The sequence below is a fragment of the Pseudomonas sp. S3E17 genome, assembly GCF_024168685.1.
Taxonomy (GTDB): Bacteria; Pseudomonadota; Gammaproteobacteria; order Pseudomonadales; family Pseudomonadaceae; genus Aquipseudomonas; species Aquipseudomonas marginalis.
The window spans coordinates 312,888-335,843 of the sequence record NZ_JALJWE010000001.1 but is presented as its reverse complement, the minus strand read 5'-3'; the positions used below and the strand labels follow the sequence as shown (position 1 = coordinate 335,843).

Sequence of the window (22,956 nt, the reverse complement as noted above, 5' to 3'; positions counted from 1 at the left end):
CGCCCATGAACAACCGTCGATTCGCAAGAACCGCAGGCTGGCTGGTGCTGCCCTGCCTGGTCGCCGCCGGCCTGCTGGCCTGGTACGTCACCCGCCAGCCCGCCACACCGTTTGAGCAGGAACAGGCCGCCAGCGTCGACCCCGCACAGGTCAGTCGCGGCGAGTATGTCGCCCGCCTCAGTGACTGCGTCGCCTGCCACAGCCTGCCGGGCAAGGCGCCCTTCGCCGGGGGCCTGGAAATGGCCACGCCGCTGGGCGCCATTCACGCCACCAACATCACCCCGGACCGCACCCACGGCATCGGCACCTACAGCCTCGCCGACTTCGACCGTGCAGTGCGCCACGGCGTTGCACCGGGCGGCCGCCGGCTCTACCCGGCGATGCCCTACCCGTCTTACGCCAAGCTCAGCGACGACGATATCCGCGCGATGTATGCGTTCTTCACGCAAGGCGTACAACCGGCCAACGAGCCCAACATCCCCAGCGATATTCCCTGGCCGCTCAATCTGCGCTGGCCCATCGCCTTGTGGAACGGCCTCTTCGCGCCGACCGCCACTTACGCCGCCAAACCCGACCAGGACGCACTGTGGAACCGTGGCGCCTACATCGTCCAAGGCCCTGGTCACTGCGGCAGCTGCCACACGCCGCGCGGCCTGGCCTTCAACGAAAAAGCCCTGGACGAGTCCGGCAAGCCGTTCCTCGCCGGCGCCCTGCTCGACGGCTGGTACGCTCCGAGCCTGCGCCAGGACCCCAACACCGGCCTGGGGCGCTGGAGCGAGCCGCAGATCGTGCAATTCCTCAAGACCGGGCGCAACGCCCATGCGGTGGTCTATGGCTCGATGACCGAAGCCTTCAACAACTCCACGCAGTTCATGGAAGACGCCGACCTGGCCGCCATCGCCCGTTACCTCAAGTCACTGCCCGGCGACCCACAGCGTGACGGCACGCCCTGGCAATACGTAGCCGCCGATACACGCCAGGACGTCCCCGGCGCCTACACCTACGCGACCCGCTGCGCCTCCTGCCATGGCCTTGACGGCAAGGGCCAGCCCGAATGGATGCCACCCCTGGCCGGCGCCACCTCGGCATTGGCCAAGGAAAGCGCCTCGGCGATCAACATCACCCTCAACGGCTCGCAGCGAGTAGTCGCCGCCGGCGTACCGGACGCCTACCGCATGCCGGCGTTTCGTGAGCAACTGTCCGATGCGGAAATCGCCCAGGTGCTGACCTACGTGCGCAGCACCTGGGGCAACCACGGGGAGGCGGTCGACGCCAAGGCAGTCGGCAAGCTGCGCGGGCATACCGACCCGGCCAGCAGCAGTCCGATTATTTTGCATATGCGTTGAAGGTAGCGTCCCGACCTTTTCCCCGGCGTGGGCAGTGAAATGAGCATGCCGGGGGAATAAGGGTTGATGTGAACAAACTTAGTATTGATCCGGCCCCGCGAACGTTGATCTGTCCGATTACTCACCTGTTCAAGCTCGCCTCTTCCGACAATCAAAACAGAATCCTTCTACGTAACGGATTAACCATTACGCACGGAAATATGTTGGCAACCTCAGCAAGATCGAGACCCAACTGACCGAGCGGAACATGGCAAATTCATACTACCGCTATTTATGGCTGGCCATCTTCCTGACTGACGGTTCCTTCAACCGCTTTTTCATACATATAAAGTATGCATAATGAAGACGTTCAGGATTCAATACGATGAGGCAAAAAACATCGCCAATCAGCAGAAGCACAAGGGCATAAGCCTGGCGGAGGCAGAGCCGGTGTTCAACGATGAGATCGCCCTGACGATACAAGACCACGATCACGATGAAGAGCGCTGGGTGACCATGGGCACTGACGCGAGGGGACGAATTTTGGTAGTGACATACACTTACCGCGATCCGAATTTCGTACGCGTTATCAGCGCCAGGCTCGCATCAAAAAATGAACGGCGCCGTTATCTGGAGGCTTGAACAATGAAAGACGAATACGATTTCACCCACAGCAAACGCGGTGCTGTCGCCAGCAACAAAGGCAAGACCCGCATCACCATCATGCTTGACGATGCGGTAATCGATGCCGCCCGTGAACGCGCAGAAAGCGCCGGTACGGGCTATCAAACCGTGATCAACAATCTGTTGCGTCAGGCGTTGATTTCGCAACAAGCACACAATCTGGCGCCCGCCCCAAAGAAGCGGGCTAAAACCCTGCAAGTTATCAACAATGGCATTAGCCTTTCTGAGGTTGAAGCACTGGAACAACAACTCATCGCCGTCGCTGGCGAGTTGAATCGCGTGCTGGGCACAGCCAAACCGGCCGATTGACCAAGGTTTTCTGCGACCTACCCCAACTCCCGCTTGAGTGGCTAACGGTCCAGCTCCCCATCCCAGCGGGCAATGAACAGAGTGGCCACGCCGTTGCCGATCACATTGATCAGTGCGCCGCCTTCGGAGATAAACCGGTAGACGCCCAGTACCAGCACCAAACCTGCTGCCGGTATCACATAGATCGAGCCGAGGGTGCGGCCCGCACCCCGAACTAATTTGAACGAACCCCCACGTTTATCCATCAACACTGAAGGACCTATCAGACACGAGAACGGCTCGTGTCGCTCCTACGCGAGCTACGAACCCGGCGGCCTCGACCAGGCCCCTGCTCTCTTCGCTCGCACATGACGACCTTGGGGTGAAGGCCATGGCAGCGAATATGCGTGACGCGTCGAAACAAGCCGGCTGGGAAATTGAGCTGGCCACAAACACCGAACTCTTCTACGAGGCCGACCGCCTGGAAACACAGGCCTACGCCATCATAGGCAGCAGCCTGGCCGACGCCGGTGACTGGCTGCGCTTTACCGAAGCGAAACAGATAGCCGATGCAAAGCGCACCGAGGCGTATCAGGACCTGATGCGGATCCGGCGCGGCATGGAGGCTGCGCGCTCCGACTGAGGCCGCTCGGGGCGCTGCGGCAAGACAAAAAAACTACTCGTTCGAGTGGCTTTTCTGGATTTTCACAGCGCCTCAGGAAGAAAAAACCTCCGCGCGCTGCCGTGTTGTCTTTTTGTACCGGAGCGGCTGCTGCCAAGCCAACTGCGCCTGGACCTGTGCTACGGCCTCCAACACCCGCTGCGCCCAGTTTTCGTCCTGAGGGTCCACCACTACCACGCGAAAACCATGGTCATGGCCTTCACTGCGCACACCTTCGGAGTCATCCACATGCAGGTCGATGTCGAAGGCCGGGGGGAATTTCGAGGGTGCGTTCGACAGCCCGCGTGCCGTCAGGGCATGGTTGTGCAGCACGCTGTTGACCACGCCGTCGACGCGGATGCCGTAGAGCATCAGCCAGCGGCGGATATACGACGGCGTGCGACCGGACGAGGTGTAGACCCAGATGCTGCAGCCCTGGCGGCGTAGTTCGCGGGTCAGGGAACGCGTGCCGATCCGCAAGGGCTCACCCAGCCAACGATGCACGCAGGCCGGCAGCCGGCTCGGCTCGACGTCGCAGTGGTGGAGCTGGCAGGCCAGGGTGTCATCGATATCGAAGGAAATGCGGATGCGCGGACGCTGCTGCATCGGCAGGATGCGCTGGAGGGCCCGCCCTGCCCTGGCGAATAGGGGAGAACCGCTCATCAATAGCCTCCTTGAAAAACGGCTTGGCCCGGATCCTTGAGAAAAAACTTGTTCGGATCCGGCGCCTGTTCTTCCAGGAAGGCGGCGTATTTTTTCTTGATCTTGGGCAATTCGTACAACGCCTTGACTCCATGTTTGGCTGAGTTGCGGATCACCGACGAAGGGTTGAAGTAGCCCTCGGCGTTCTCCAGCGTCAGCACGAACGGCGGCAGGCCTGCACGCATCAGCAAATAGCTGACGATCAGCGAACCGCTGCGGTTGTTGCCTTCAATGAACAGCTGCGGCTTGCTGAGGATGCGTACATACACCCCGGCGGCGCGCTTCCAGACTGATTCACTGCGGTACGCGCAGTACCAGTTGTACAAGTCCTTGATGCCACCTTCGACATTGTTGAAGAAGTGTTCTTCGGTCGCCGCCAGGTGGTGTGCGTATTCCAGGCGCCGTGCCGGGTCGCTGCCACAGAGCACGGTGGCGTTGATCTCCAGCATCAGGTCCAGTTGCTGCAGGTCGAACAGGTCGACGCCCCGCGCCACATAGTCGTCAATCAGCGCGTAGCCTTCAAGCACGTTGTGCAGCACTTCGTCGGTCAACGGGTCGCGCGGCTCGGTAAAGTCCCGGCTGAGCTCGGCAAAGCGCTGTTGCACCTCACGCAGTGCGCGTTCAATCGCGGGCAAATCAAGGCGTCGTGTTGCAGGCATCGGCATTCCCATAAGCAGTTGAAAATACGGGAGCATCCCAGCTCCCGCAGGGGCATCAGCTGAACTTGCCGCTGATGTAGTCCCCGGTCATTTGTTCACGCGGGTTCTCGAAGATCTGCGCCGTCGGGCCCATCTCCACCAGGTAGCCGGTGCGCGTGCCCTGGGAAATATCCACCGAGAAAAACGCCGTGGTGTCGGCCACGCGGATGGCCTGCTGCATGTTGTGGGTCACCAGGGCGATGGTGTAGTCCTTCTTCAACTCGACCATCAGCTCCTCGACCCGGCGGGTGGCGATCGGGTCCAGCGCCGAGCACGGCTCGTCGAGCAACAGCACTTCCGGCTCGGTGGCGATGGCGCGGGCGATGCACAGGCGTTGCTGCTGGCCACCGGACAGCGACAGGCCGCTGACCTTGAGCTTGTCCTTGACCTCATCCCACAGCGCGGCGCCTTGCAGGGCGTGCTTGACGCGGTCGCCCAGGTCGCCCTTGTAGCGGTTCAGGCGCAGGCCGAAGGCGACGTTGTCGAAGATGCTCATCGAGAACGGGTTCGGCTGCTGGAACACCATGCCGATGTAGCGGCGCACGACCACCGGGTCCACGCCCTTGCCGTAGACGTCCTGGCCGAGGAAGTGCACATGGCCCTCGAAACGGAAGCCCTTGACCAGGTCGTTCATGCGGTTGAGGCTACGCAGCACGGTACTTTTACCGCAGCCGGAAGGGCCGATGAAGCCGGTGATCTTGTTCTTTTCGATCGGCACATGGCTGTCACGCACGGCCATGAAGTTGCCGTAGAAGATCTTGTCCAGCTTGCAGTCCATGACCACAGGCGCCTGGGTGACAAACGGAGCGGCTATTTGCGCAGTTGATACGTTCAAGATTCAGGTGCTCCCGTTTTCAATACTTTGGCTTGCCGAAGATACGGCTCACGATATTCACGACCAGCACGATCATTACCAGTACCAGCGACGCCGCCCATGCGAGTTCAAGCTGGTTGTCGAAGGGCATGCCGGAGAAGTTGTAGATCAGCACGGCCAGGGAGGCCGTCGGGTTCATCACCGCCAGGCTGCCGTCGTGGTAGATCCAGTAGTTGCTGAACAGCGCGGTAAACAACAACGGCGCGGTTTCGCCGGCGGCGCGGGCCACGGCGAGCATCACGCCGGTAAGGATTGCCGGCAGGCCGGTGGGCAGGACGATTTTCCAGATCACCTGGGAGCGGGTGCAACCCATGCCGTAGGCGGCGTCCTTCATGATCTTGGGCACCATGCGCATCGACTCTTCAGCCGTCAGCACCACGATCGGCAGCATCAGCACCGCCAGTGCCACGCCACCGGCCGGGGCCGAGTAGGTGCCGGTGGTCATCACCACCAGGGCGTAGGCGAATACACCCGCCAGGATGGAAGGCAGGCCGGTGAGCATCTTCGCGGCAAAACGCGCGGCGTTCGCCAGCTTGCTGTCCGGGCCCAGTTCGGCGAGGAAGATCGCCGCCATGATGCCGACCGGCACGGCGATGGCAGCGGCAATGCCGACCATCACGAAGGTACCGGCCATCGCGTTGCCGAAACCGCCGCCGGTCTCGAAACCGGTGGGTGGCAGCTCAGTGAACACTTCAAGGCTCAGGCGCGCACCGCCGCGGGTGATGAGCATGTAGAGCACGGAAATCAGCGGTACGCTGGCCAGCAGCGCGCCCGCCCAGACCAGGGTCGTCAACACCAGGCTTCGCAGGGCACGGCCTTCGAACCGGCGCTGCAGGCTGGGCATTGCGCCTGCGGGGGACGTCAGGTCGGTTGCAGCAGTGAGGTCAGTCATCACTTATTACCCCGTTGGGCGTACATCATGATCATGGAGCCGAAGATGTTGACGATCAGCGTGATCAACATCAGCACCAGTGCGGCGTACATCAATACTTCGATCTCGTTCGGCCCGGCTTCGGGGAAGTTCAGCGCCAGCAAGGCTGCCAGGGTGTTGGCCGGGGCGAACAGCGACAGCGAGATGTTGTTGGCGTTGCCCACCAGCATGGCCAGGGCCATGGTTTCACCGAGTGCGCGGCCCAGGCCCAAGACCAGGGAACCGAAGATGCCGGTGGCGGCGGACGGCACCATCACCTTGAGAATCGCTTCCCAGTGGGTGGTCCCCATGCCGTAGGCGGCCTGCTTGGTTTTCATCGGCACGGCGGTGAGCGCATCCTGCGACACGGCGGCGATGGTCGGCAAAATCATGATGGCCAGTACCAGCGCCGCCGGGAGCAACCCCGGCCCGCTCAGGGACGTGCCGAAAAAGGGGATCCAGCCAAGTTCAGTGTTCAACCATGCGGTCAACGGCCGGATCGCCGGGATGACCACGTAAATGCCCCAGAGGCCGTAAACGACGCTGGGGATGGCCGCGAGCAGTTCGACGATGGTACGAAACACCGCCGCCAGCTTCGCCGGCAAAAAATCCTGGGTGAGGAAAATCGCCATGCTGACGCCGAAAACACCTGCGATCAGCAACGCGATAAAGGCACTGTAGAGCGTGCCCCAGATGGCCGGCAGAATGCCGTACTTGCCTTGGTTGACATCCCAGACGCTGCCCAGCAGCACGTCAAACCCGTGCTTTTCCATGCCTGGAAGGGCCTTGCGCCCGACTTCGAACACCAGGGCAAACACCAACGCCAGCACCAGAACCACGCCTATTCGTGCAAGCGCACGGAAGGTGCGGTCAACCAGGAAATCCTTCGCAGAAGGTGGCTGGCAGGCAGAATCCGGGTTACCCGGTACGACAAACGGTGTGTTCATTGGCTGATTCCGGAACAGGGGGGTAACCCTCCCGGCCGGGCTGACAGCGCCCGCCGAGAGAGGCCTCACAAGCGTTACTGAATGTTGGCGGACGCTTTACGAACCTGATCGACCACCGACTTCGGCAGCGGGATATAGCCCATCGAATCGGCGATTTTCTGCCCTTCGGTCAGGCTGTACTCGACCATTTCACGCATGGCCTTGGCCTTGGCCGGGTTGCCGTTGTCCTTGCGGAAGATCATCCAGGTGTAGGACGTGATCGGGTAGGACTTGGCGCCGTCCGGGTCCGGCAGCCAGGCCACCAGGCTTTCCGGCATTTTCACCGCGGCCAGGGCTTCGGCACCGCTTTCGGCGTTAGGTACCACGTACTTGCCGGCCTTGTTCTGCAGCTGGGCAAAGTCAACCTTGGCCAGCTTGGCGAAGCCGTATTCGATGTAGCCAATCGCGCCTGGGGTCTGGCGTACGGTGGCGGTCACACCATCGTTCTTCGGCGACTTGATGAATTTGTCGCTGGCCGGCCAGTTGACGGTGTTGCCTTCACCCAAGTCTTTCTGGAATTGCGGGTTGATGGCCGCCAAGTGCTTGGTGAATACGGCCGTGGTGCCGCTGGAGTCTGCACGCACGACCACGGTGATCGGCATGTCCGGCAGTTTCAGGCCAGGGTTGGCGGCGACGATCTGCGGATCGTTCCACTTGGTGATCTTGCCCAGGAAGATGTTGGAGTACACATCCCGTGGCAACTTCAGCTCTTTAGGATTGCCCGGCAGGTTGAACGCCAGGACGATTTCGCCTGCGGTCATCGGCAGCAGCTGCACGCCTTCGGCGACCTTGGCGATGTCTTCGTCCTTCATGGCCGAGTCACTGGCGGCGAAGTCCACGGTTTTGTTCAGGAAGTCCTGTACACCCGCGCCACTGCCTTTGGACTGGTAGTCAACCGTGACGCCTTCGGTCTTCTTGCTGAAATCCTTGAACCAGGTGAGGTAGATCGGCGCTGGGAAACTGGCGCCAGAACCTGTCAGACGGACGTTCTCGGCAGCAAATACCGAGGTGGCACTTAGAGAAACCGCAACGGCGAGTGCAGCTGACTTCATCAGACGTTTCATTCAGGGAAATCCTTGTGATTACGGGCTCCCGGAACTTTGCAGCAGCTTTGTTACGCTTTTATGAAAATTGGGTGGCAAACCGCTATTTCGTCCCGTCTTTCCGCCACAGCCACGTATTTCGATGTAATTGGTTGGTAACAAAATGCGACTAAGACTTTGCCATCTCCCCCACGACGCGAGTGCCTCCCATGTCTGCAGTAGACGACGCCTTGATCCAGCGCATCCACCGAGAGCTCCTGGATCACAGTGACGAAGAGCTGGAACTGGAATTATCCGAAGACGGGCACGATCTCAACGCACTGTTCGACGAGCACGTCGAGGAAAGCCCCGAGAAGGCCGCGCGCAGGATTTACTTCAGCGAACTGTTCCGCCTGCAAGGTGAACTGGTGAAGCTGCAAAGCTGGGTGGTCAAGACCGGCGCCAAGGTGGTGATCCTGTTCGAGGGGCGCGATGCCGCCGGCAAAGGCGGTGTGATCAAGCGCATTACCCAGCGCCTCAACCCGCGGGTCTGCCGCGTCGCCGCCCTGCCCGCCCCCAACGACCGCGAACAGACGCAGTGGTACTTCCAGCGTTATGTCTCGCACCTGCCGGCCGCGGGTGAAATCGTGCTGTTCGACCGCAGCTGGTACAACCGCGCGGGTGTCGAACAAGTCATGGGCTTTTGCAACGAAGACCAGTACGAGGAATTCTTCCGCACCGTACCGGAGTTCGAACGCATGCTCGCCCGCTCCGGCATCCAGTTGATCAAATACTGGTTCTCCATTTCCGATCAGGAACAGCACCTGCGCTTTCTCAGCCGCATTCACGATCCGCTCAAACAGTGGAAACTCAGCCCCATGGACCTGGAGTCGCGCCGGCGCTGGGAGGCGTACACCAAGGCCAAGGAAGTCATGCTCGAGCGCACCCACATCGCCGAAGCGCCATGGTGGGTGGTGCAGGCCGACGACAAAAAGAAAGCCCGCCTCAACTGCATCCACCACCTGCTCGGGCAGATGCCTTATGAGGAAGTGGAACTGCCGGTGATCGAGCTGCCGCAACGGGTCAGGCAGGAGGACTACTCGCGCAATCCGACGCCGGTGGAAATCATCGTGCCTCAGGTCTATTAACGCAGGACGCAATAGATTCCCCAGTGGTGAGCGGGCATGGGCATCTACCCAACTTTATGGGCAGTCCGACCGACCTGTGGCGAGGGAACTAAAGCTTTTTGTAGGAGCGAGCTTGCTCGCGAAGAACTCAGGGCCACCGCGCTTATCGAGAATGAACGCGTTGCCTGGACGTTTTTCGCGAGCAAGCTCGCTCCTACAGTGCAACGGCCCATTCGCCATAACGTTTGCGCTTACGGTGCCGGCTCCACCTCCTTGAACACCAGCCCTTGGCTATCATCGTGCCACAGGTCTATTAACGCAGGACGCAATAAATTCCCCAGGGGTAGTTAAGAGCGAACACCGTACTTGTGGTGAGCGGGCTTGCCCCGCGCTGGGCTGCGCAGCAGCCCCAATAAGAACGCCGCAGTGTGCCAGACAGTCCGGGCTGTGTTTTGGGGCTGCTGCGCAGCCCAGCGCGGGGCAAGCCCGCTCACTACAAGGGTCCATTCGCCATAACGTTTGCACTTACGGTGCCGACTCCACATCCTTGAACACCAACCCTTGGCTATCATCGTGCCGCAGGTCTATTAACGCAGGACGCAATAAATTCCCCAGGGGTAGTTAAGAGCGAACACCGTACTTGTGGTGAGCGGGCTTGCCCCGCGCTGGGCTGCGTAGCAGCCCCAATAAGAACGCTGCAGTGTGCCAGACAGTTCCGGGGCTGTTGTTTTGGGGCTGCTGCGCAGCCCAGCGCGGGGCAAGCCCGCTCACTACAAGGGTCCATTCGCCAGAACGTTTGCGCTTACGGTGCCGGCTCCACCTCCTTGAACACCAGCCCTTGGCTATCACCCAGGGGTAGTTAAGAGCGAACACCGTACTTGTGGTGAGCGGGCTTGCCCCGCGCTGGGCCGCGTAGCAGCCCCAATAAGAACGCTGCAGTGTGCCAGACAGTTCCGGGGCTGTTGTTTTGGGGCTGCTGCGCAGCCCAGCGCGGGGCAAGCCCGCTCACTACGAGGGTCCATTCGCCATAACGTTTGCGCTTACGGTGCCGGCTCCACCTCCTTGAACACCAGCCCTTGGCTATCACCCAGGGGTAGTTAAGAGCGAACACCGTACTTGTGGTGAGCGGGCTTGCCCCGCGCTGGGCTGCGTAGCAGCCCCAATAAGAACGCCGCAGTGTGCCAGACAGTCCGGGCTGTGTTTTGGGGCTGCTGCGCAGCCCGGCGCGGGGCAAGCCCGCTCACTACAAGGGTCCATTCGCCATAACGTTTGCGCTTACGGTGCCGGCTCCACCTCCTTGAACACCAGCCCTTGGCTATCGCTGACCTGCCATGGGTTGGCAGCGCCGGTCTGGCTGAAGACCACGTGGTCGAAGCGTGAGTCTTTCAGTCCATCGATACGCGCCTTGGCCGCGCCGCGAAAGCGCACGCGCTCGAACACCAGGCCCTGATGGTAGGCGTTGTGCAAGGCATCACCCTTGACCTCAATCGCAGCCCCCTGGGCATTCTCGACGCTCACGTCGCTGACGCGGATATCCTTGAACTGCCCCGCGATGGTTGAGCGCTGATAGTCGAGCTTGGCGTTCGGGTCGTTGTAGTCGAGGGTAAAAATGAACGCCTGCTTGACGGTATTGCGGATCGCCGAGTCGCGGAATGTGACGTTGCGCGCGCCGCCGCCCATGAAGTTGGTGCTTTTCATGCGCAGCCCGGCATCGGTGCCGTCCGACACGTTGTCTTCGGCCAGGATGTTCTGGATCCAGGCGCCGGTGTGGCTGCCGGCGACCACCATGCCATGGCCCTTGCGGAAGTAGTTGTTGAAGATCCACGCGTCTTCCTGCGGCGGCTGGTGCACGGCGTCGGCACCGGTGCCCGCCGCAAAATTCACGCAGTCATCGCCGGTGTCGAAGAAGTTGTTGAACACCATCGCACCCTTGCTGTTGGCGAACTCGATGCCGTCGCCGTTGTTGGCGTCGTAGGTCGTGTGGGTGGTGTTGGCCAGCACCACGTTTTCGGTCTCCAGGTTCATGATGCCGTGGAATGCCGGGTTGACCACGGTGAAGCCGCCGTAGAAGACGTTCTTCACATTGCGCAGGGTAATCAGCGAGGAGCGCATCTGCCCGTAGGCGTCCTTGACGTTCATGCCGCGTGCCACGGCCTGTTCCACCTGCGCCTTGGCGAGGATGCCGTCCCGGGCATAGCGGGTATTGTCACTGGGCAGGTAGAACGGCAGTGCCTGGCCACGTTCGTCGACGACATCGGCGTTGCGCTTCCAGCCATTGCCATCGAGGGTGCCCTGGCCGACGATGCGGATGTTTTCGAATGACTGATGCTGGCGTGGATCGCGGGGCAACGCGTTGATCAGCGAGGCCGGGCGCACAGTGGTGGAATACGGGTACTGGATGTAGCCGGCCAGCGGGTAATCTTCGGCGCGCTCGGAGCCGAGCAGGGTCGCGCCTTCGGCGATCTCCAGGGTCATGTTGCTCTTGAGGTAGAGCGCGCCGCTTTTGTAGGTGCCTTCAGGCAGCAAGACTTTGCAACCGACGGTGCAGGCATCGATGGCGTTCTGGATCGCCAGGGTATCGAGATGGCTGCCGTCGCCTTTGGCGCCGTATTTTTTCACGTCAAATACCGCCGCAACCGGGGTGGTGCGTTGCAGCACCGGGGCGCTGTCGGCGGACTCTTTGCCGTTGCCGTCCACCGAACGCACAGTGAAGCGGTACGCCGTGTCAGGCTTCAGGCCCTGGGCGGTGAAGCTGTGAATGCCGATGCGATGATGAAAGTTGGCGGTGTCTTGCCGATAAAACTGGTCGATGTAGGGTTTGGCCGGTGACACCTGATCATTGTTGGCATTCGCGCTGCCCAGCAGCGTGCCGTTGGCGTAGACCCGGTAATCCTTGATGCCGGCATGCTCGGCAGGTTTTTCCCATACCAGGATGATTTGCCGGTCATCAAAGGCCAGCGTCGGTACCTGCAGTTTTGACGGGGCTTGCAGCGCCCATGACAGCGGGCTGCAACCGAGGACCACCAGGGCCAGCGCGCAACGCACCGGTCTTTTTTTCGAGGGTTGATACGGCATGTTGTTCTCCTTGTTTTTGCCGGTATTCACACCGAGGGGCGCTACATCTGCCGCCCGGTTTTTTCGAGGTAGTTGATAAGGCGGTTGCAGGAGCGGGCTTGCCCGCGAAACGCGTCAACGAACACACGCGTTACCGGGTGGCCCGAGTCGTCTGTGGTTTTTTCGCGAGCAAGCTCGCTCCTACAAGGGGCTTACTGGGCGCCCAATGCCTTGATCAGCACGTCCAACTGCTCCACTTCTTGAGGCAGCAAGTCGGTCAACGGCGCGCGCACCGGGCCGGCGTCGTGGCCGACCAGGCGTGCACCGGCCTTGACGATACTCACGCCATAACCTTCGCAGCGGTTGCGGATCGCCAGGTACGGCAGGAAGAAATCATCGATCAAGCGGCCCACGGTGGGGTGGTCGTCGGCGGCCACGGCGCGGTAGAAATCCATCGCGGTTTTCGGGATGAAGTTGAACACCGCCGAGGAATACACCGGCACGCCCAGGGCCTTGTAGGCCGCGGCATAGACTTCGGCGGTCGGCAGCCCGCCGAGGTAGGTCAGGCGGTCGCCGAGGCGACGGCGGATCGACACCATCGATTCGACTTCACCAATGCCATCCTTGAAGCCGATCAGGTTCGGGCAGCGCTCGGCCAACTGCTCGAGGCTGTCGGCATTGAGACGGCACAGGTTGCGGTTGTACACCACCACGCCGAAATCCACCGAATTGCACACCTGCTCAACGTGGGCCACCAGGCCTTTCTGACTGGCTTCGGTGAGGTAGTGAGGCATCAGCAGAATACCGGCGGCACCGAGGCGCTCGGCCTCCTGGGCGTAGGCGATGGCCTGACGAGTCGGGCCCCCTGCCCCGGCGAGGATGGGCACCTGGCCTTTGCAGGTGTCCACCGCAGTCTTGATGATCTGCGTGTATTCCTTGGCTTCCAGGGAGAAGAATTCCCCGGTGCCCCCGGCCGCGAACAACGCGCTGGCGCCGTAGGGTGCCAGCCATTCCAGGCGGCGGGCATAGGTGTCGGCACGGAAGTCACCGGCCGCGTCAAAGTCGGTAACCGGGAACGAGAGCAAGCCGGAAGACAGGACTGTTTTTAGTTCTTGTGGCGTCATGTTCGCAAACCTCAAATCAAAAAATAAAGGGATACCTTAAGAGGTACGTCATCGTACAACTACAAATGATTGTTAGCTAGCCCTAAGTACCTTTGTTCGCACCTTTAGATTTAATTCAATAAAAACAGCATATTAATTGCACTTCATAGGAATTAGCGCATTACCAATCAAGCATAGTCATACGATGACCACAGAAATCACCCGACCCGCCGTCGTTCAGACTCCTGGCTGAAGTCACGACTGGCCTGCACCAGCATTCGCGTGTAGTCGTGCACGGCCTGGTCCTGGCTCAAAGCCTGGCAGTCGAGCAACTCGACGATCCGGCCGTGCTGCATCACCGCCACCCGGTCGCACAAGTGAGTGACCACCCCCAGGTCATGGGTGACCAGCAGATAGGTGAGTTTCTCGCGCTGGCGCAGGTCCGCCAGCAGGTTGAGGATCTCGGCCTGGACCGACACATCCAGGGCCGAGGTCGGTTCATCCAGCAACAGCACGCGGGGCTCAAGGATCAACGCGCGCGCAATCGCCACCCGTTGGCGCTGCCCACCGGACAGCTGATGGGGATAGCGAAAGCGGAAGCTGTCGTTCAGGCCGACCTTAAGCAGGATCTCGTTGATCCGGTCGTCCTTGTCCCCTACCCCGTGGATAATCAGCGGTTCGCGCAGGGCGGTGTCGATGGTGTGCCTGGGGTGCAGGGAGCCGTAGGGGTCCTGGAAGACCATCTGCACTTTGCGAAAGTGCTCCTTGGGAATCTTGTGCTGCAACGGCGCGCCGGCGATGCTCAGCTCGCCATTCCAATGCCGGTATTGCCCGGCCAGGCAGCGCAGCACGGTGGTCTTGCCCGAGCCGGACTCCCCCACCAGGCCGAACGATTCGCCGTCGGCGACACTCAGGCTCACATCGTGCAGCACCTGGTTGATGGCAGCGCCGGTGCCGAAACTCAGGTTCAAGGCGTGCGCTTGGATCATGGGCATGGTCAGGTTCCTTATTGAGTCAGCCAGAGTGGATCGCGCTTGAGCACCGGCAGGTGCACGCGACGGTTATCCATGCTCGGCAGCGCGGCCAGCAGGCCACGGGTGTAGGGATGCTCGGCGTATTGCAGGTCGCAGGCAGCCAGGGATTCGACCACGCGCCCGGCGTACATCACCAGCACGCGGTCACAGTAGTTGCGCACCAGGTTGAGGTCGTGACTGACAAAAATCAGCCCCATCTGCTGCTGGTCGACCAGTTCTTCCAGCACGCTGAGCACTTGCTGGCGCACCGAGACATCCAGCGCCGACGTAGGCTCATCGGCAATGATCACTTCCGGACGCGTGATCACCATCATCGCGATCATGATGCGCTGGCCCATACCGCCGGACACCTCGTGGGGGTACAGGTTGTAGACCCGCTTCGGATCGCGGATATGCACCTGCTCGAGCATCTGCATGACTCGTTCGCGCGCATCACTGCGACTGGCCTTGTGGTGGGCCAGGTAGGCTTCGGCAATCTGGTCGCCCACCTTGACCACCGGGTTCAGCGAGTATTTGGGGTCTTGCATGATCATCGAGATGCGCTGGCCGCGAATCTTCTGCATCGCTTTTTCAGTGGCCGAGAGCAGGTCGACCTCGCCAAACGCCATGGCCTTGGCGGTGATTCTGGCGCTGGGCGGATGCAGCTTGAGCAGGCTGCGCCCGACGGTGGACTTGCCTGAGCCGGACTCACCGACAATCGCCAGCTTCTCCCGCCCCAAGGTAAAGGACACATCGCGCACGGCGTGGGTTTCTTTCTGGCCACTGACGAAGCGCACATTCAGCCCTTCGACATTCAGCTTGATGGCAGACATAAGGAGTTCTCCGATTATTCGCTGCGCGGATCAAGGATGTCCCGCAGGCCATCGCCCAACAGGTTGAAGGCCAGGCTGACCAACATGATCGCCGCCCCGGGAACCGCCACCAGCCACCAGCACTCGAGCATGTAGCGGCGCCCGGTGGAAATCATCGCGCCCCACTCCGGCAGCGGCGCCTGGGCACCCAGGCCGAGAAAGCCCAAAGCAGCGGCGGTGAGGATGATCCCGGCCATGTTCATGGTCAGGCGGATGATCACCGAGGACAGGCACATCGGCACGATATGGCGCAGGATAATCCGCGCCGGCGACGCGCCTTGCAGCTCCACGGCGACGACAAAGTCGGCGTTGCGCAGGGACAGGGTTTCAGCCCGCGCGAGCCGCGCAATCGGTGGCCATGAGGTCAAGGCAATCGCCACCACCGCATGCTCCAGGCCAGGGCCCAGGGCGGCGATAAAGGCCAGTGCCAGGACCAGGCTGGGAAAGGAAATAAAGATATCGGTCAGGCGCATGAACACAGTGTCGACCGCCCCGCCGAAGTAGCCCGAGACGGTGCCGATAAACAGCCCGATGGGACCGACGATCACGGTTACCAGGGCAATGATGTACAGCGTGATCCGCGAGCCATAGACCAGCCGACTGAAAATATCCCGACCGTATTCGTCGGTACCGAACCAGTGCGCCGAACCCGGCGCCTGCAAGGCTGTGGCAAGGTTTTGCGCGACCGGGTCATGGGTGGCGATCCATGGCGCAAAGGCCGCGACCACCACCAATAGCAACGCAACCAGCAGGCCCGCCAGGGTCATGGGGTTGCGCAACAGGTGACGCAGCACCCGCAGGCCGCTCTTGCAGAAGGCATCGAAGCTGGAGCCCGGCGAGCGATCCACCGGCCGCTTCGCCGCCGTGTCGATGGAAGACAGATTGGCATTCATAAGCATCTTCTCTGTGTGAATTCTGAAGGGCCGCAGCCCTACTCAACGCTGCTTGTAGACACCCAGGTAACGGGTGGCCTCGGCATCGTCACCACTGAAACCCTTGACGTCGGCAGCGCTGACCACGGTGTCGGTCATCTGCGAGATCATCAGGATCGGCCCCACCTGCTGGTCATAGAGCGTCTGCGCCTGGTGATACAGGCTGACCCGCTGTGCCGAATCGCGCGTCACGCCCGCCTGGTCGATCAGGCTGTTGAGCTGCGGATTGAAGAATGAAGCGCGCCAGCCCTGGAAGTTCGGCAAGCCGGCGTCATCGCTGTTGTCGGGGTTGTAGGCGAAGGTGCGCAGGCTGAAATACGGATGGGGATAGCGCTCGGCGCCACGAGCCACGATGATCTCGAAATTGCGCGCGCGCATGGCGCCGTAGACCTGGTTGCCGGTGCCGGTGACGATGCTGGCCTTGATCCCGCCTTCGGCCAGGGTCGCTTGCAGGCGCGCGGCGATGTCAATGAACGGCGGCTCCGACAATGTACGAATGGTGGTGTTGAAACCGTCGGGGTAACCCGCCTCGGCCAGCAGCTTTTTCGCCTTGGCCACGTCCATGTGATAACCCGGATCCGGCAAGCGCGCTTCCAGCCCCAACTGCATCGGCTGCTGATTGAGCTTGCCGTAATACGGCATCACCTGTTCATCCAGGCCCTTGTAGTCGATCAGGTTGCGCACGGCTTCACGCACCTGAGTCTTGGCAAACTCGGGTTGCTTCATGCTCATTGCCACGTAGTACATAGTGCCGCGTGGCAATGACTGCACTTGGATTTTGTCCGAGCCGTCGATGGCGCGAATGTCCGGCGCCGCCATGCCGTAGGCCAGGTCGAGGTCGCCGCGTTCGAGCATCAGGCGCAAGGATTGGGATTCGGTCATGTGCCGCACCACCACGCGCTTGAGCTTCGCCGCCCCGCCCCAGTAGCCGTCGAAACGGGTCAGCAGCAGCGAATCGTTGGCGCTCCACTTGGTCAGCACGAAGGGGCCACTGCCGGCCTCGTTGGTCACCAGCCAGCCGGCGCCGAGGTCGCCGTTTTTCTCATGGGCCAGGGCCGTCTTGCGGTCCACTACCACAGCGCTCGGCGAGATCGCCAGGGAGTCCACCAGCAGCAGCGGGTCCACGGTCTGCGGCAGGTCGACGACCAGGGTGTGGGCGTCCGTGGCGCGGATCAGCGACTGGATATTCTCGACGCTGTAGCCGTAGGCCTTCCAGGTGGTGGCCAGGCCGAAATTGAGCTTCATCACCCGGTACAGCGACCACGCCACGTCCTCGGCGGTCAGCGGGTTGCCCGAATGGAATTTCACATCCTGGCGCAGATGAAAGGTCACCTGCTTGCCGTCTTCGCTGATGTCCCAGCGTTCGGCCAATTGCGGCAGGTGTTTTTCCGGGTTGCCCTGGTCACGCTTGATCAGGGTGTCGTAGAGGTTGGCGTTGACGCCGGAGGCATCCAGGCCGGGCGCATTGGCCGGGTCGATGGAAAACAGGTTGACCATGCTCATGCCGACGATCAATTGATCGGCGGGGGTCTTGGCGCTGGCCGTTGTCATCGGCCCAAGGGCGAGCATCGCCGTCAACAAGCCAAGGTGCAGTGTTGAAAATACCGTCTTCATGCAAAATTCCTTCTTTTTATAGTTTTATCGGTACGGCGCCGTGCGTTAACGGGTACGGGGGTCGAACACCTTGTACAAGGCGTCGCTGATCAGGTTGAGCGCAACGAAAATCAAGCCGATCACCAACACGCAGCCCATCACCGCGTTCATGTCGCCGAGCATCAGGCTGCTGGTCAGGTACTGGCCGAACCCCGGCCAGGCAAACACGGTTTCGATCAGCACCGCGCCCTCCAGCAACGAGCCGTAGGCCAGCGCAACCACCGTCAGCAACTGCACGAGGATGTTGCGAAACGCATGCCCCCACACCACCTGGCGCCGGGAAAGGCCCTTGACCCGCGCGGTGATGATGTACTCCTGGGACAGCTGCTCGAGCATGAAGCTGCGGGTCATGCGGCTGATATACGCCACCGAGTTCAGGCCGAGGATCAGCGCCGGCAACACGATGTGGCGCAGGGCGCTGGCGAAGGCATCCCAGTCACGTGCCAGGGTCGAGTCGATCAGCAGCAGGCCGGTGACCTCGGGCACCATGCCGTCATAGGCCAGGTCGATGCGCCCCGCTCCACCGGCCCAGCCGAGCCAGGCGTAGAACACCAGCAACCCCATCATGCCCAGCCAGAAAATCGGCGTGGAGTAGCCGAACAAGGTGATCACCCGCGCCACGTGATCGCCGAGGCGCCCCTGGTTGCTGGCGGCACAGACGCCCAGGGGCAAACCGATCAGCACGCCGAACAGGATCGCCAGGGTGGCCAGTTCGATCGTCGCGGGGAAGACGCGCAGGATGTCGTCCAGTACCGGGTGGCCGGTCAACAGCGCATTGCCGAAGTCACCGTGGAGCAGGTCATTGAGGTAAAGACCGAATTGGGTCCAGATCGGCTTGTCCAGGCCCATCGACCGGTACACCTGATCGTAGGTGGAACTGTCGGCATCCGGCCCGACGACCGCCAGCACGGGGTCGAGCGGCATGACCCGGCCGATGATGAACGTCAGGGCCAGCAGGCCGAGCAAGGTCACCAGCACCGTACCCGCGCGCCGGGCCGTGTTGGACGCGCGAGCGCCCATGACAGAGGCAGTCATAACAAACATAGTGAGCTCCTGATAATCGGTCAGCGCTTCTTGTAGACGTCTTTGTAGCGCGTGGTCGCGGCGGTATGGCCCTGGAAGTCGGCCACGTCTTCGTACACCACCACGGTGTCGGTCATTTGCGAGACCGGCAAAATGGCCCCGACCTGCCGGTCGACCTGCTCCTGGATGTCGCGGTATTGGGCCAGTTGCTTGCCTGTGTCAGGCTCGACTTCCGCGCGCTCGATCAGCTGGTTCAGCTCAGGGCTGTAGAAGGATGTGCGCCAGCCCTGGAAATTGGTGAGCTTGGCCTCATCGCGGTTATCCGGGTTGTACACCAGCGTGCGCAGGCTGGAGTGCGGATGCCGTTCCGCCCCGCCACCGCCGCGGCCGACGATGATGTCGAAGCTGCGCTCACGCATCGCACCGTAGATCTGGTTGCCCGTGCCGGTGATGATGCTGGCGTCGATACCGGCCTGGGCCAGGGTCGACTGCAGGTTGGAGGCAATGTTGATAAACGGCGGTTCGGCGAGCACGCGAATGGTGGTCTTGAAACCGTTCGGGTAACCGGCCTCGGCCAGCCAGGCCTTGGCCTGCTCGACGTTGAGCGTGTAGCCGGGATCCGGCAGGCGCGCGGCCAGGCCCAGGGGCAGCGGCCGTTGATTGATCACGCCGTAATGGGGCATGACGGTCTGGTTGATGCCCTGGTAATCGATCAGCGCACGCACGGCCTTGCGCACACGCGCATCGGCGAACATCGGTTGCTTCACACTCAGGGCGACGTAGTAGAGGGTGCCGCGCTGCAAGGTCTGGGTGCGGACCTTGGCGCTTTTCTGCAGGGCTTCGATGTCCGGCGCAGACATGCCTTTGGCGATGTCCAGGTCGCCGCGCTCGATCATCAGGCGCAACGACTGCGACTCGGTCATGTTGCGCATGACGATGCGCTTGAGCTTGGCCGGGCCGCCCCAGTACCCGTCGAAGCGGCTCATCAGGATCACGTCGTTGGCGCGCCAGTCATTGAGCACAAACGCACCGCTGCCGGCGGCGTGAGTCACCAGCCAGGCGGCGCCCATGTCGTTGTTTTTCTGGTGTTCGAGGACTTTCTTGCGATCGAGGATAAAGGCACTCGGCGAGGTCGCCAGGGTGTTGAGCACCAGCAGCGGGTCGGTGGGCCGGGGCAGCTCGATCACGAAGGTCGTGGCATCCGTGGCACGCATGTAGCGCTCGACGTTCTCGGCGGTAAAGCCGTAGGCCTTCCAGGTGGAGGCCAGTGCGAGGTTGAGCTTGAGCACGCGCTGCAACGACCAGGCAACGTCTTCGGCACTCAGGTCATTGCCGGACTGGAACTTCACGCCGGTGCGCAGGTTGAAGGTCAGGGTCTTGCGGTCATCACTGACCTGCCAACGCTCGGCCAGCGCCGGTACCAGGCGATCCGGCTGGGCGACATCCTGCACCAGCAACATGTCATAGAGGTTGGCGTTGATCTCCGACACGTCCAGGCCGGTGGCCGCCGCCGGGTCGAGGGACAGCAGATTGATCATGCTCATGCCGACGATCAATTGATCGGCCGGGGTTTTTGCGAAACTTGCAGGTACAGCGGTGACAGCCAGCGCGGCGACGAACACCCGCGCCCACAGCGAAGGGAAAATGCTCATAACAAGAGTGCCTTTTTTATATTTATAGGGCTCTTGATCAGCCCGACGGATGCCGGGCTGATCCTGTACACGTCAGAAGCTTTTAAGCGTATGGGTCTCGATGAAGTTGAAATCGATGTCTTCACCCAGGCCCGGCAAGTCGGACAGGTGCACAAAACCGTCGTTGTCCATCGGGTCTACCAGACGCTTGAGGTAGGCCGGTACTTCGTCGTAATCCAGGTACGGGTGCAACAGGCCACGCTCATACCAGGTGCAGTTCTTGATCGCGCCGACCACGGCAAGGTTGGCCGCACCGTTGCCATGAATCTCGCAATCCATGCCGAAGGATTCAGCCAGGTGCGCAACCTTCAGGCACGGCGCAATGCCGCCGACGCCCGCCACACCGGCGCGCAAGATATCGCACACATCGTGCTTGACCCAACTGGCGCGGCTCAGGTGTTTGCCGGACAGGGTTTCCGGGCCCAGCACCGGAATGTCCAATTGCCCCGCCAGCCAGGCATAGGACTCGGCGGACTCTTCCATCATCGGCTCTTCGAACCAGGCGAAGTCGAGCTTCTCCAGCTCACGCCCGATGTACAGCGCTTCGGTGCGGCTGTACCAGTGATAACCGTCCAGCATCAGGGCGATGTCCGGGCCGACCGCTTCGCGTACCGCCGCACAAGCCTGCACGTCGATGCGCGGGCTCGGGGCGAAGGACACCGGCGGCATCCAGGTGTGCAGCTTGATAGCCTTGTAGCCACGCTGCACCAGGGTCTCGGCAAAACGCCCGTAGTCTTCCGGGGTCGCCAGGCCTCCGGGCAGTTCGTCGCCACACATGGTGGAGCCGTAGGCCGGCACCTTGTCGCGGAAACCGCCAATCAACTTGTGCACCGGCACACCCAGTTTGCGCCCGGCCCAATCCCACAGGGCCTGCTCCACCAGCGCCAGGGCGCGGTCGGTCAACTGACTGGCACTGCCGCGCTGCCAGTGCGCGAGGTCGTGCCAGATCTTTTCGCGATCGAAAGCGTTCTGCCCCACCAGCACTTTGCGCACGAAACCATCGAGTACATACGGGCGAATCAGTTCAGGGGCGCCGAAGGCATAACCCTCGTGGCCGTCTTCGGTCTGGATGCGCAGCAAAGCCATCTGCGCCTGGCTGACATCACCGGGGTGCGCATGGCCGGCACTGTCCACTGCGCGGCGGGTCGGGTAGGAAAATACCTGGACGTTGACTGCTGTGATTCTCATGGACGTCGTAAGCCTTCTTATTGGATTTGTGACGGAAGTGTCGTCTGTTGCGACCGATCATAGGTCATCGTACAACACTTGAAAAGACCCAATAACCCGCCCCTCTTCTGCATGCATTTTCAATAAATCCCGACAAAACCCTTATTTTTAAAGACAACCAAGGAATAACCTGGATTGCTGTAAAGCCCTATTCACTGGGCACATATATTTCAAGATGTTTCAAAACCACCGATAACCCATAGACGAGTCATCTTGTCGTACGATAACGTATATCGGCACCTTAGATGAGAGCCATACGCAACAACCCACTGCCGTAGCAACCGTCAAACGACCCTAACAAAAACAAAAAAGAAGACCGTATGAACACCACCCTACGCACGCTCGTTACTGCCCTGACCCTCGGCCTGCCGCTGTATGTCAGCGCTGACTCTGCCAGCATCAACTACCGCCACCAGTTCACCGAGGAGGACAGCGCCCACGCTGACCGAATCAAGCTCAACTACCGCCTGGACAGTGGCCTGGGATTTGAAGCGGAAATGAAATACCGCACCGCCGGCGACCGTGAAGACGTCGCCTACGACAACATGGTCAACAACGGGCACGAGTTCACCGTGAGCTACAACTACAAACTCAGCGCGCAATCGACGTTGACCCCGGCGTTCCAGATGGACAGCTCGAAAGACTCGACCACCTACAAGTTCGGCCTCAAGTACAACTACAAGATCAACGACGCCTTCTACGCCGCCACGCGCTATCGCCTGGACGCCAAGAAGCTGGACCGCGACCAGGTCGACGAGGACTTGCCCGACCACATCAAGGATGACCAGACCACCCATCGTTTCGAGGGCTGGCTCGGCTACACGCCGGCCAGTAAGTGGGCGTACGAATATCAGTTCATCTACTTCAAGACTGACTACATCCGCTACGACAACAAGAAGAGCGATTACGAACAGAACCTGATCGTCAAATACAAGCTCACCAAGGAATGGGCCCCGTTCATGGAGATTGGCGATGTGAAGGTCAACGCCACGTCCGAAGACCGCCAGGCGCGGTGGCGCCTGGGCATCCAGTACAACTTCATGTAAAGCACCCACGACTTGCCTGGCGAGTGCGCATCGCTCGACAGGCAAGCCACCTGCATCCAGCGTTC

Annotated in this window: 21 protein-coding genes and 1 pseudogene; 6 read left to right on the top strand and 16 right to left on the bottom strand. The window is 61.2% G+C overall.

Annotation, left to right across the window (positions count from 1 at the left end; translation table 11 throughout):
- Positions 1-5 precede the first annotated feature (5 nt).
- The 3 genes from J3D60_RS01375 (at position 6) to J3D60_RS01365 (ending at position 2,318) form a co-directional block, all read left to right on the top strand.
- Positions 6-1,346 carry a cytochrome c gene (locus J3D60_RS01375; RefSeq protein WP_253488973.1) on the top strand — a complete coding sequence of 447 codons (1,341 nt, stop codon included), beginning with the start codon at positions 6-8 and terminating at the stop codon, positions 1,344-1,346.
- A gap of 339 nt (positions 1,347-1,685) precedes the next feature.
- Positions 1,686-1,967: a BrnT family toxin gene (locus J3D60_RS01370; RefSeq protein WP_027603524.1), complete on the top strand. Its 282-nt coding sequence runs from the start codon at positions 1,686-1,688 to the stop codon at positions 1,965-1,967.
- A 3-nt stretch (positions 1,968-1,970) separates the two neighbouring features.
- The gene (locus J3D60_RS01365) at positions 1,971-2,318 is read left to right on the top strand and encodes a BrnA antitoxin family protein (RefSeq protein WP_027603523.1); all 348 of its coding nucleotides are present in this window, start codon (positions 1,971-1,973) and stop codon (positions 2,316-2,318) included.
- A 41-nt stretch (positions 2,319-2,359) separates the two neighbouring features.
- On the opposite strand, the pseudogene J3D60_RS01360 reads toward J3D60_RS01365, so the two are convergent.
- Positions 2,360-2,515 (bottom strand): annotated as a pseudogene (locus tag J3D60_RS01360) (C4-dicarboxylate transporter DctA); the annotation flags it as partial.
- 173 nt (positions 2,516-2,688) lie between these two features.
- On the opposite strand from J3D60_RS01360, the gene J3D60_RS01355 reads away from it, so the two are divergent.
- On the top strand, positions 2,689-2,940 hold the full coding sequence (locus J3D60_RS01355) for a hypothetical protein (RefSeq protein ID WP_141157346.1): 252 nt from the start codon (positions 2,689-2,691) through the stop codon (positions 2,938-2,940).
- A gap of 72 nt (positions 2,941-3,012) precedes the next feature.
- Here the strand turns inward: J3D60_RS01355 and J3D60_RS01350 are convergent, their stop codons facing one another.
- The 6 genes from J3D60_RS01350 to pstS all read right to left on the bottom strand — a co-directional run bounded on the left by J3D60_RS01350 (position 3,013) and on the right by pstS (position 8,192).
- Positions 3,013-3,621 carry a hypothetical protein gene (locus tag J3D60_RS01350; protein WP_253488971.1) on the bottom strand — a complete coding sequence of 203 codons (609 nt, stop codon included), beginning with the start codon at positions 3,619-3,621 and terminating at the stop codon, positions 3,013-3,015.
- Complete coding sequence (locus J3D60_RS01345) at positions 3,621-4,319, bottom strand: hypothetical protein (RefSeq protein ID WP_253488968.1); 699 nt, start codon at positions 4,317-4,319, stop codon at positions 3,621-3,623. The genes J3D60_RS01350 and J3D60_RS01345 overlap by 1 nt, the downstream gene beginning before the upstream one ends.
- Before the next feature lie 55 nt (positions 4,320-4,374).
- A complete protein-coding gene (gene pstB, locus J3D60_RS01340) occupies positions 4,375-5,136 on the bottom strand; it encodes a phosphate ABC transporter ATP-binding protein PstB (RefSeq protein ID WP_010210300.1) in 762 nt (253 codons plus the stop codon).
- 76 nt (positions 5,137-5,212) lie between these two features.
- A complete protein-coding gene (gene pstA, locus J3D60_RS01335; RefSeq protein ID WP_027603518.1) occupies positions 5,213-6,124 on the bottom strand; it encodes a phosphate ABC transporter permease PstA in 912 nt (303 codons plus the stop codon).
- Positions 6,124-7,089 (bottom strand): phosphate ABC transporter permease subunit PstC, encoded by a 966-nt coding sequence (gene pstC, locus J3D60_RS01330; protein WP_027603517.1) that lies wholly within the window; start codon positions 7,087-7,089, stop codon positions 6,124-6,126. The genes pstA and pstC overlap by 1 nt, the downstream gene beginning before the upstream one ends.
- A 74-nt stretch (positions 7,090-7,163) precedes the next feature.
- Positions 7,164-8,192, bottom strand: coding sequence for a phosphate ABC transporter substrate-binding protein PstS (gene pstS, locus J3D60_RS01325; RefSeq protein WP_027603516.1), 1,029 nt, complete (start codon positions 8,190-8,192; stop codon positions 7,164-7,166).
- A gap of 188 nt (positions 8,193-8,380) precedes the next feature.
- Here pstS and ppk2 point away from each other — a divergent pair, with 188 nt between their 5' ends.
- Positions 8,381-9,298 carry a polyphosphate kinase 2 gene (ppk2, locus tag J3D60_RS01320; protein WP_065928085.1) on the top strand — a complete coding sequence of 306 codons (918 nt, stop codon included), beginning with the start codon at positions 8,381-8,383 and terminating at the stop codon, positions 9,296-9,298.
- A 1,254-nt stretch (positions 9,299-10,552) separates the two neighbouring features.
- Here the strand turns inward: ppk2 and J3D60_RS01315 are convergent.
- The 9 genes from J3D60_RS01315 to J3D60_RS01275 all read right to left on the bottom strand — a co-directional run bounded on the left by J3D60_RS01315 (position 10,553) and on the right by J3D60_RS01275 (position 21,806).
- The gene (locus tag J3D60_RS01315) at positions 10,553-12,352 is read right to left on the bottom strand and encodes a glycosyl hydrolase family 28 protein (protein WP_253488965.1); all 1,800 of its coding nucleotides are present in this window, start codon (positions 12,350-12,352) and stop codon (positions 10,553-10,555) included.
- A 191-nt stretch (positions 12,353-12,543) separates the two neighbouring features.
- Complete coding sequence (gene kdgD / locus J3D60_RS01310) at positions 12,544-13,455, bottom strand: 5-dehydro-4-deoxyglucarate dehydratase (RefSeq protein ID WP_146477549.1); 912 nt, start codon at positions 13,453-13,455, stop codon at positions 12,544-12,546.
- A gap of 197 nt (positions 13,456-13,652) precedes the next feature.
- On the bottom strand, positions 13,653-14,429 hold the full coding sequence (locus J3D60_RS01305) for an ABC transporter ATP-binding protein (RefSeq protein ID WP_065939670.1): 777 nt from the start codon (positions 14,427-14,429) through the stop codon (positions 13,653-13,655).
- 11 nt (positions 14,430-14,440) lie between these two features.
- A complete protein-coding gene (locus J3D60_RS01300; RefSeq protein WP_253488963.1) occupies positions 14,441-15,280 on the bottom strand; it encodes an ABC transporter ATP-binding protein in 840 nt (279 codons plus the stop codon).
- 14 nt (positions 15,281-15,294) lie between these two features.
- Positions 15,295-16,212 (bottom strand): ABC transporter permease, encoded by a 918-nt coding sequence (locus tag J3D60_RS01295; protein ID WP_027603510.1) that lies wholly within the window; start codon positions 16,210-16,212, stop codon positions 15,295-15,297.
- Between the two features lie 42 nt (positions 16,213-16,254).
- Complete coding sequence (locus J3D60_RS01290; RefSeq protein ID WP_253488960.1) at positions 16,255-17,865, bottom strand: ABC transporter substrate-binding protein; 1,611 nt, start codon at positions 17,863-17,865, stop codon at positions 16,255-16,257.
- Between the two features lie 45 nt (positions 17,866-17,910).
- On the bottom strand, positions 17,911-18,948 hold the full coding sequence (locus tag J3D60_RS01285; protein ID WP_027603508.1) for an ABC transporter permease: 1,038 nt from the start codon (positions 18,946-18,948) through the stop codon (positions 17,911-17,913).
- Positions 18,949-18,968: 20 nt separating this feature from the next.
- Entirely contained in the window at positions 18,969-20,579 is a 1,611-nt protein-coding gene (locus tag J3D60_RS01280; RefSeq protein ID WP_253488950.1) for an ABC transporter substrate-binding protein, read from the bottom strand.
- 72 nt (positions 20,580-20,651) lie between these two features.
- Entirely contained in the window at positions 20,652-21,806 is a 1,155-nt protein-coding gene (locus J3D60_RS01275; RefSeq protein WP_253488946.1) for a mandelate racemase family protein, read from the bottom strand.
- Positions 21,807-22,165: 359 nt separating this feature from the next.
- On the opposite strand from J3D60_RS01275, the gene J3D60_RS01270 reads away from it, so the two are divergent.
- The gene (locus J3D60_RS01270; RefSeq protein ID WP_065939666.1) at positions 22,166-22,891 is read left to right on the top strand and encodes an oligogalacturonate-specific porin KdgM family protein; all 726 of its coding nucleotides are present in this window, start codon (positions 22,166-22,168) and stop codon (positions 22,889-22,891) included.
- Positions 22,892-22,956: the final 65 nt, after the last annotated feature.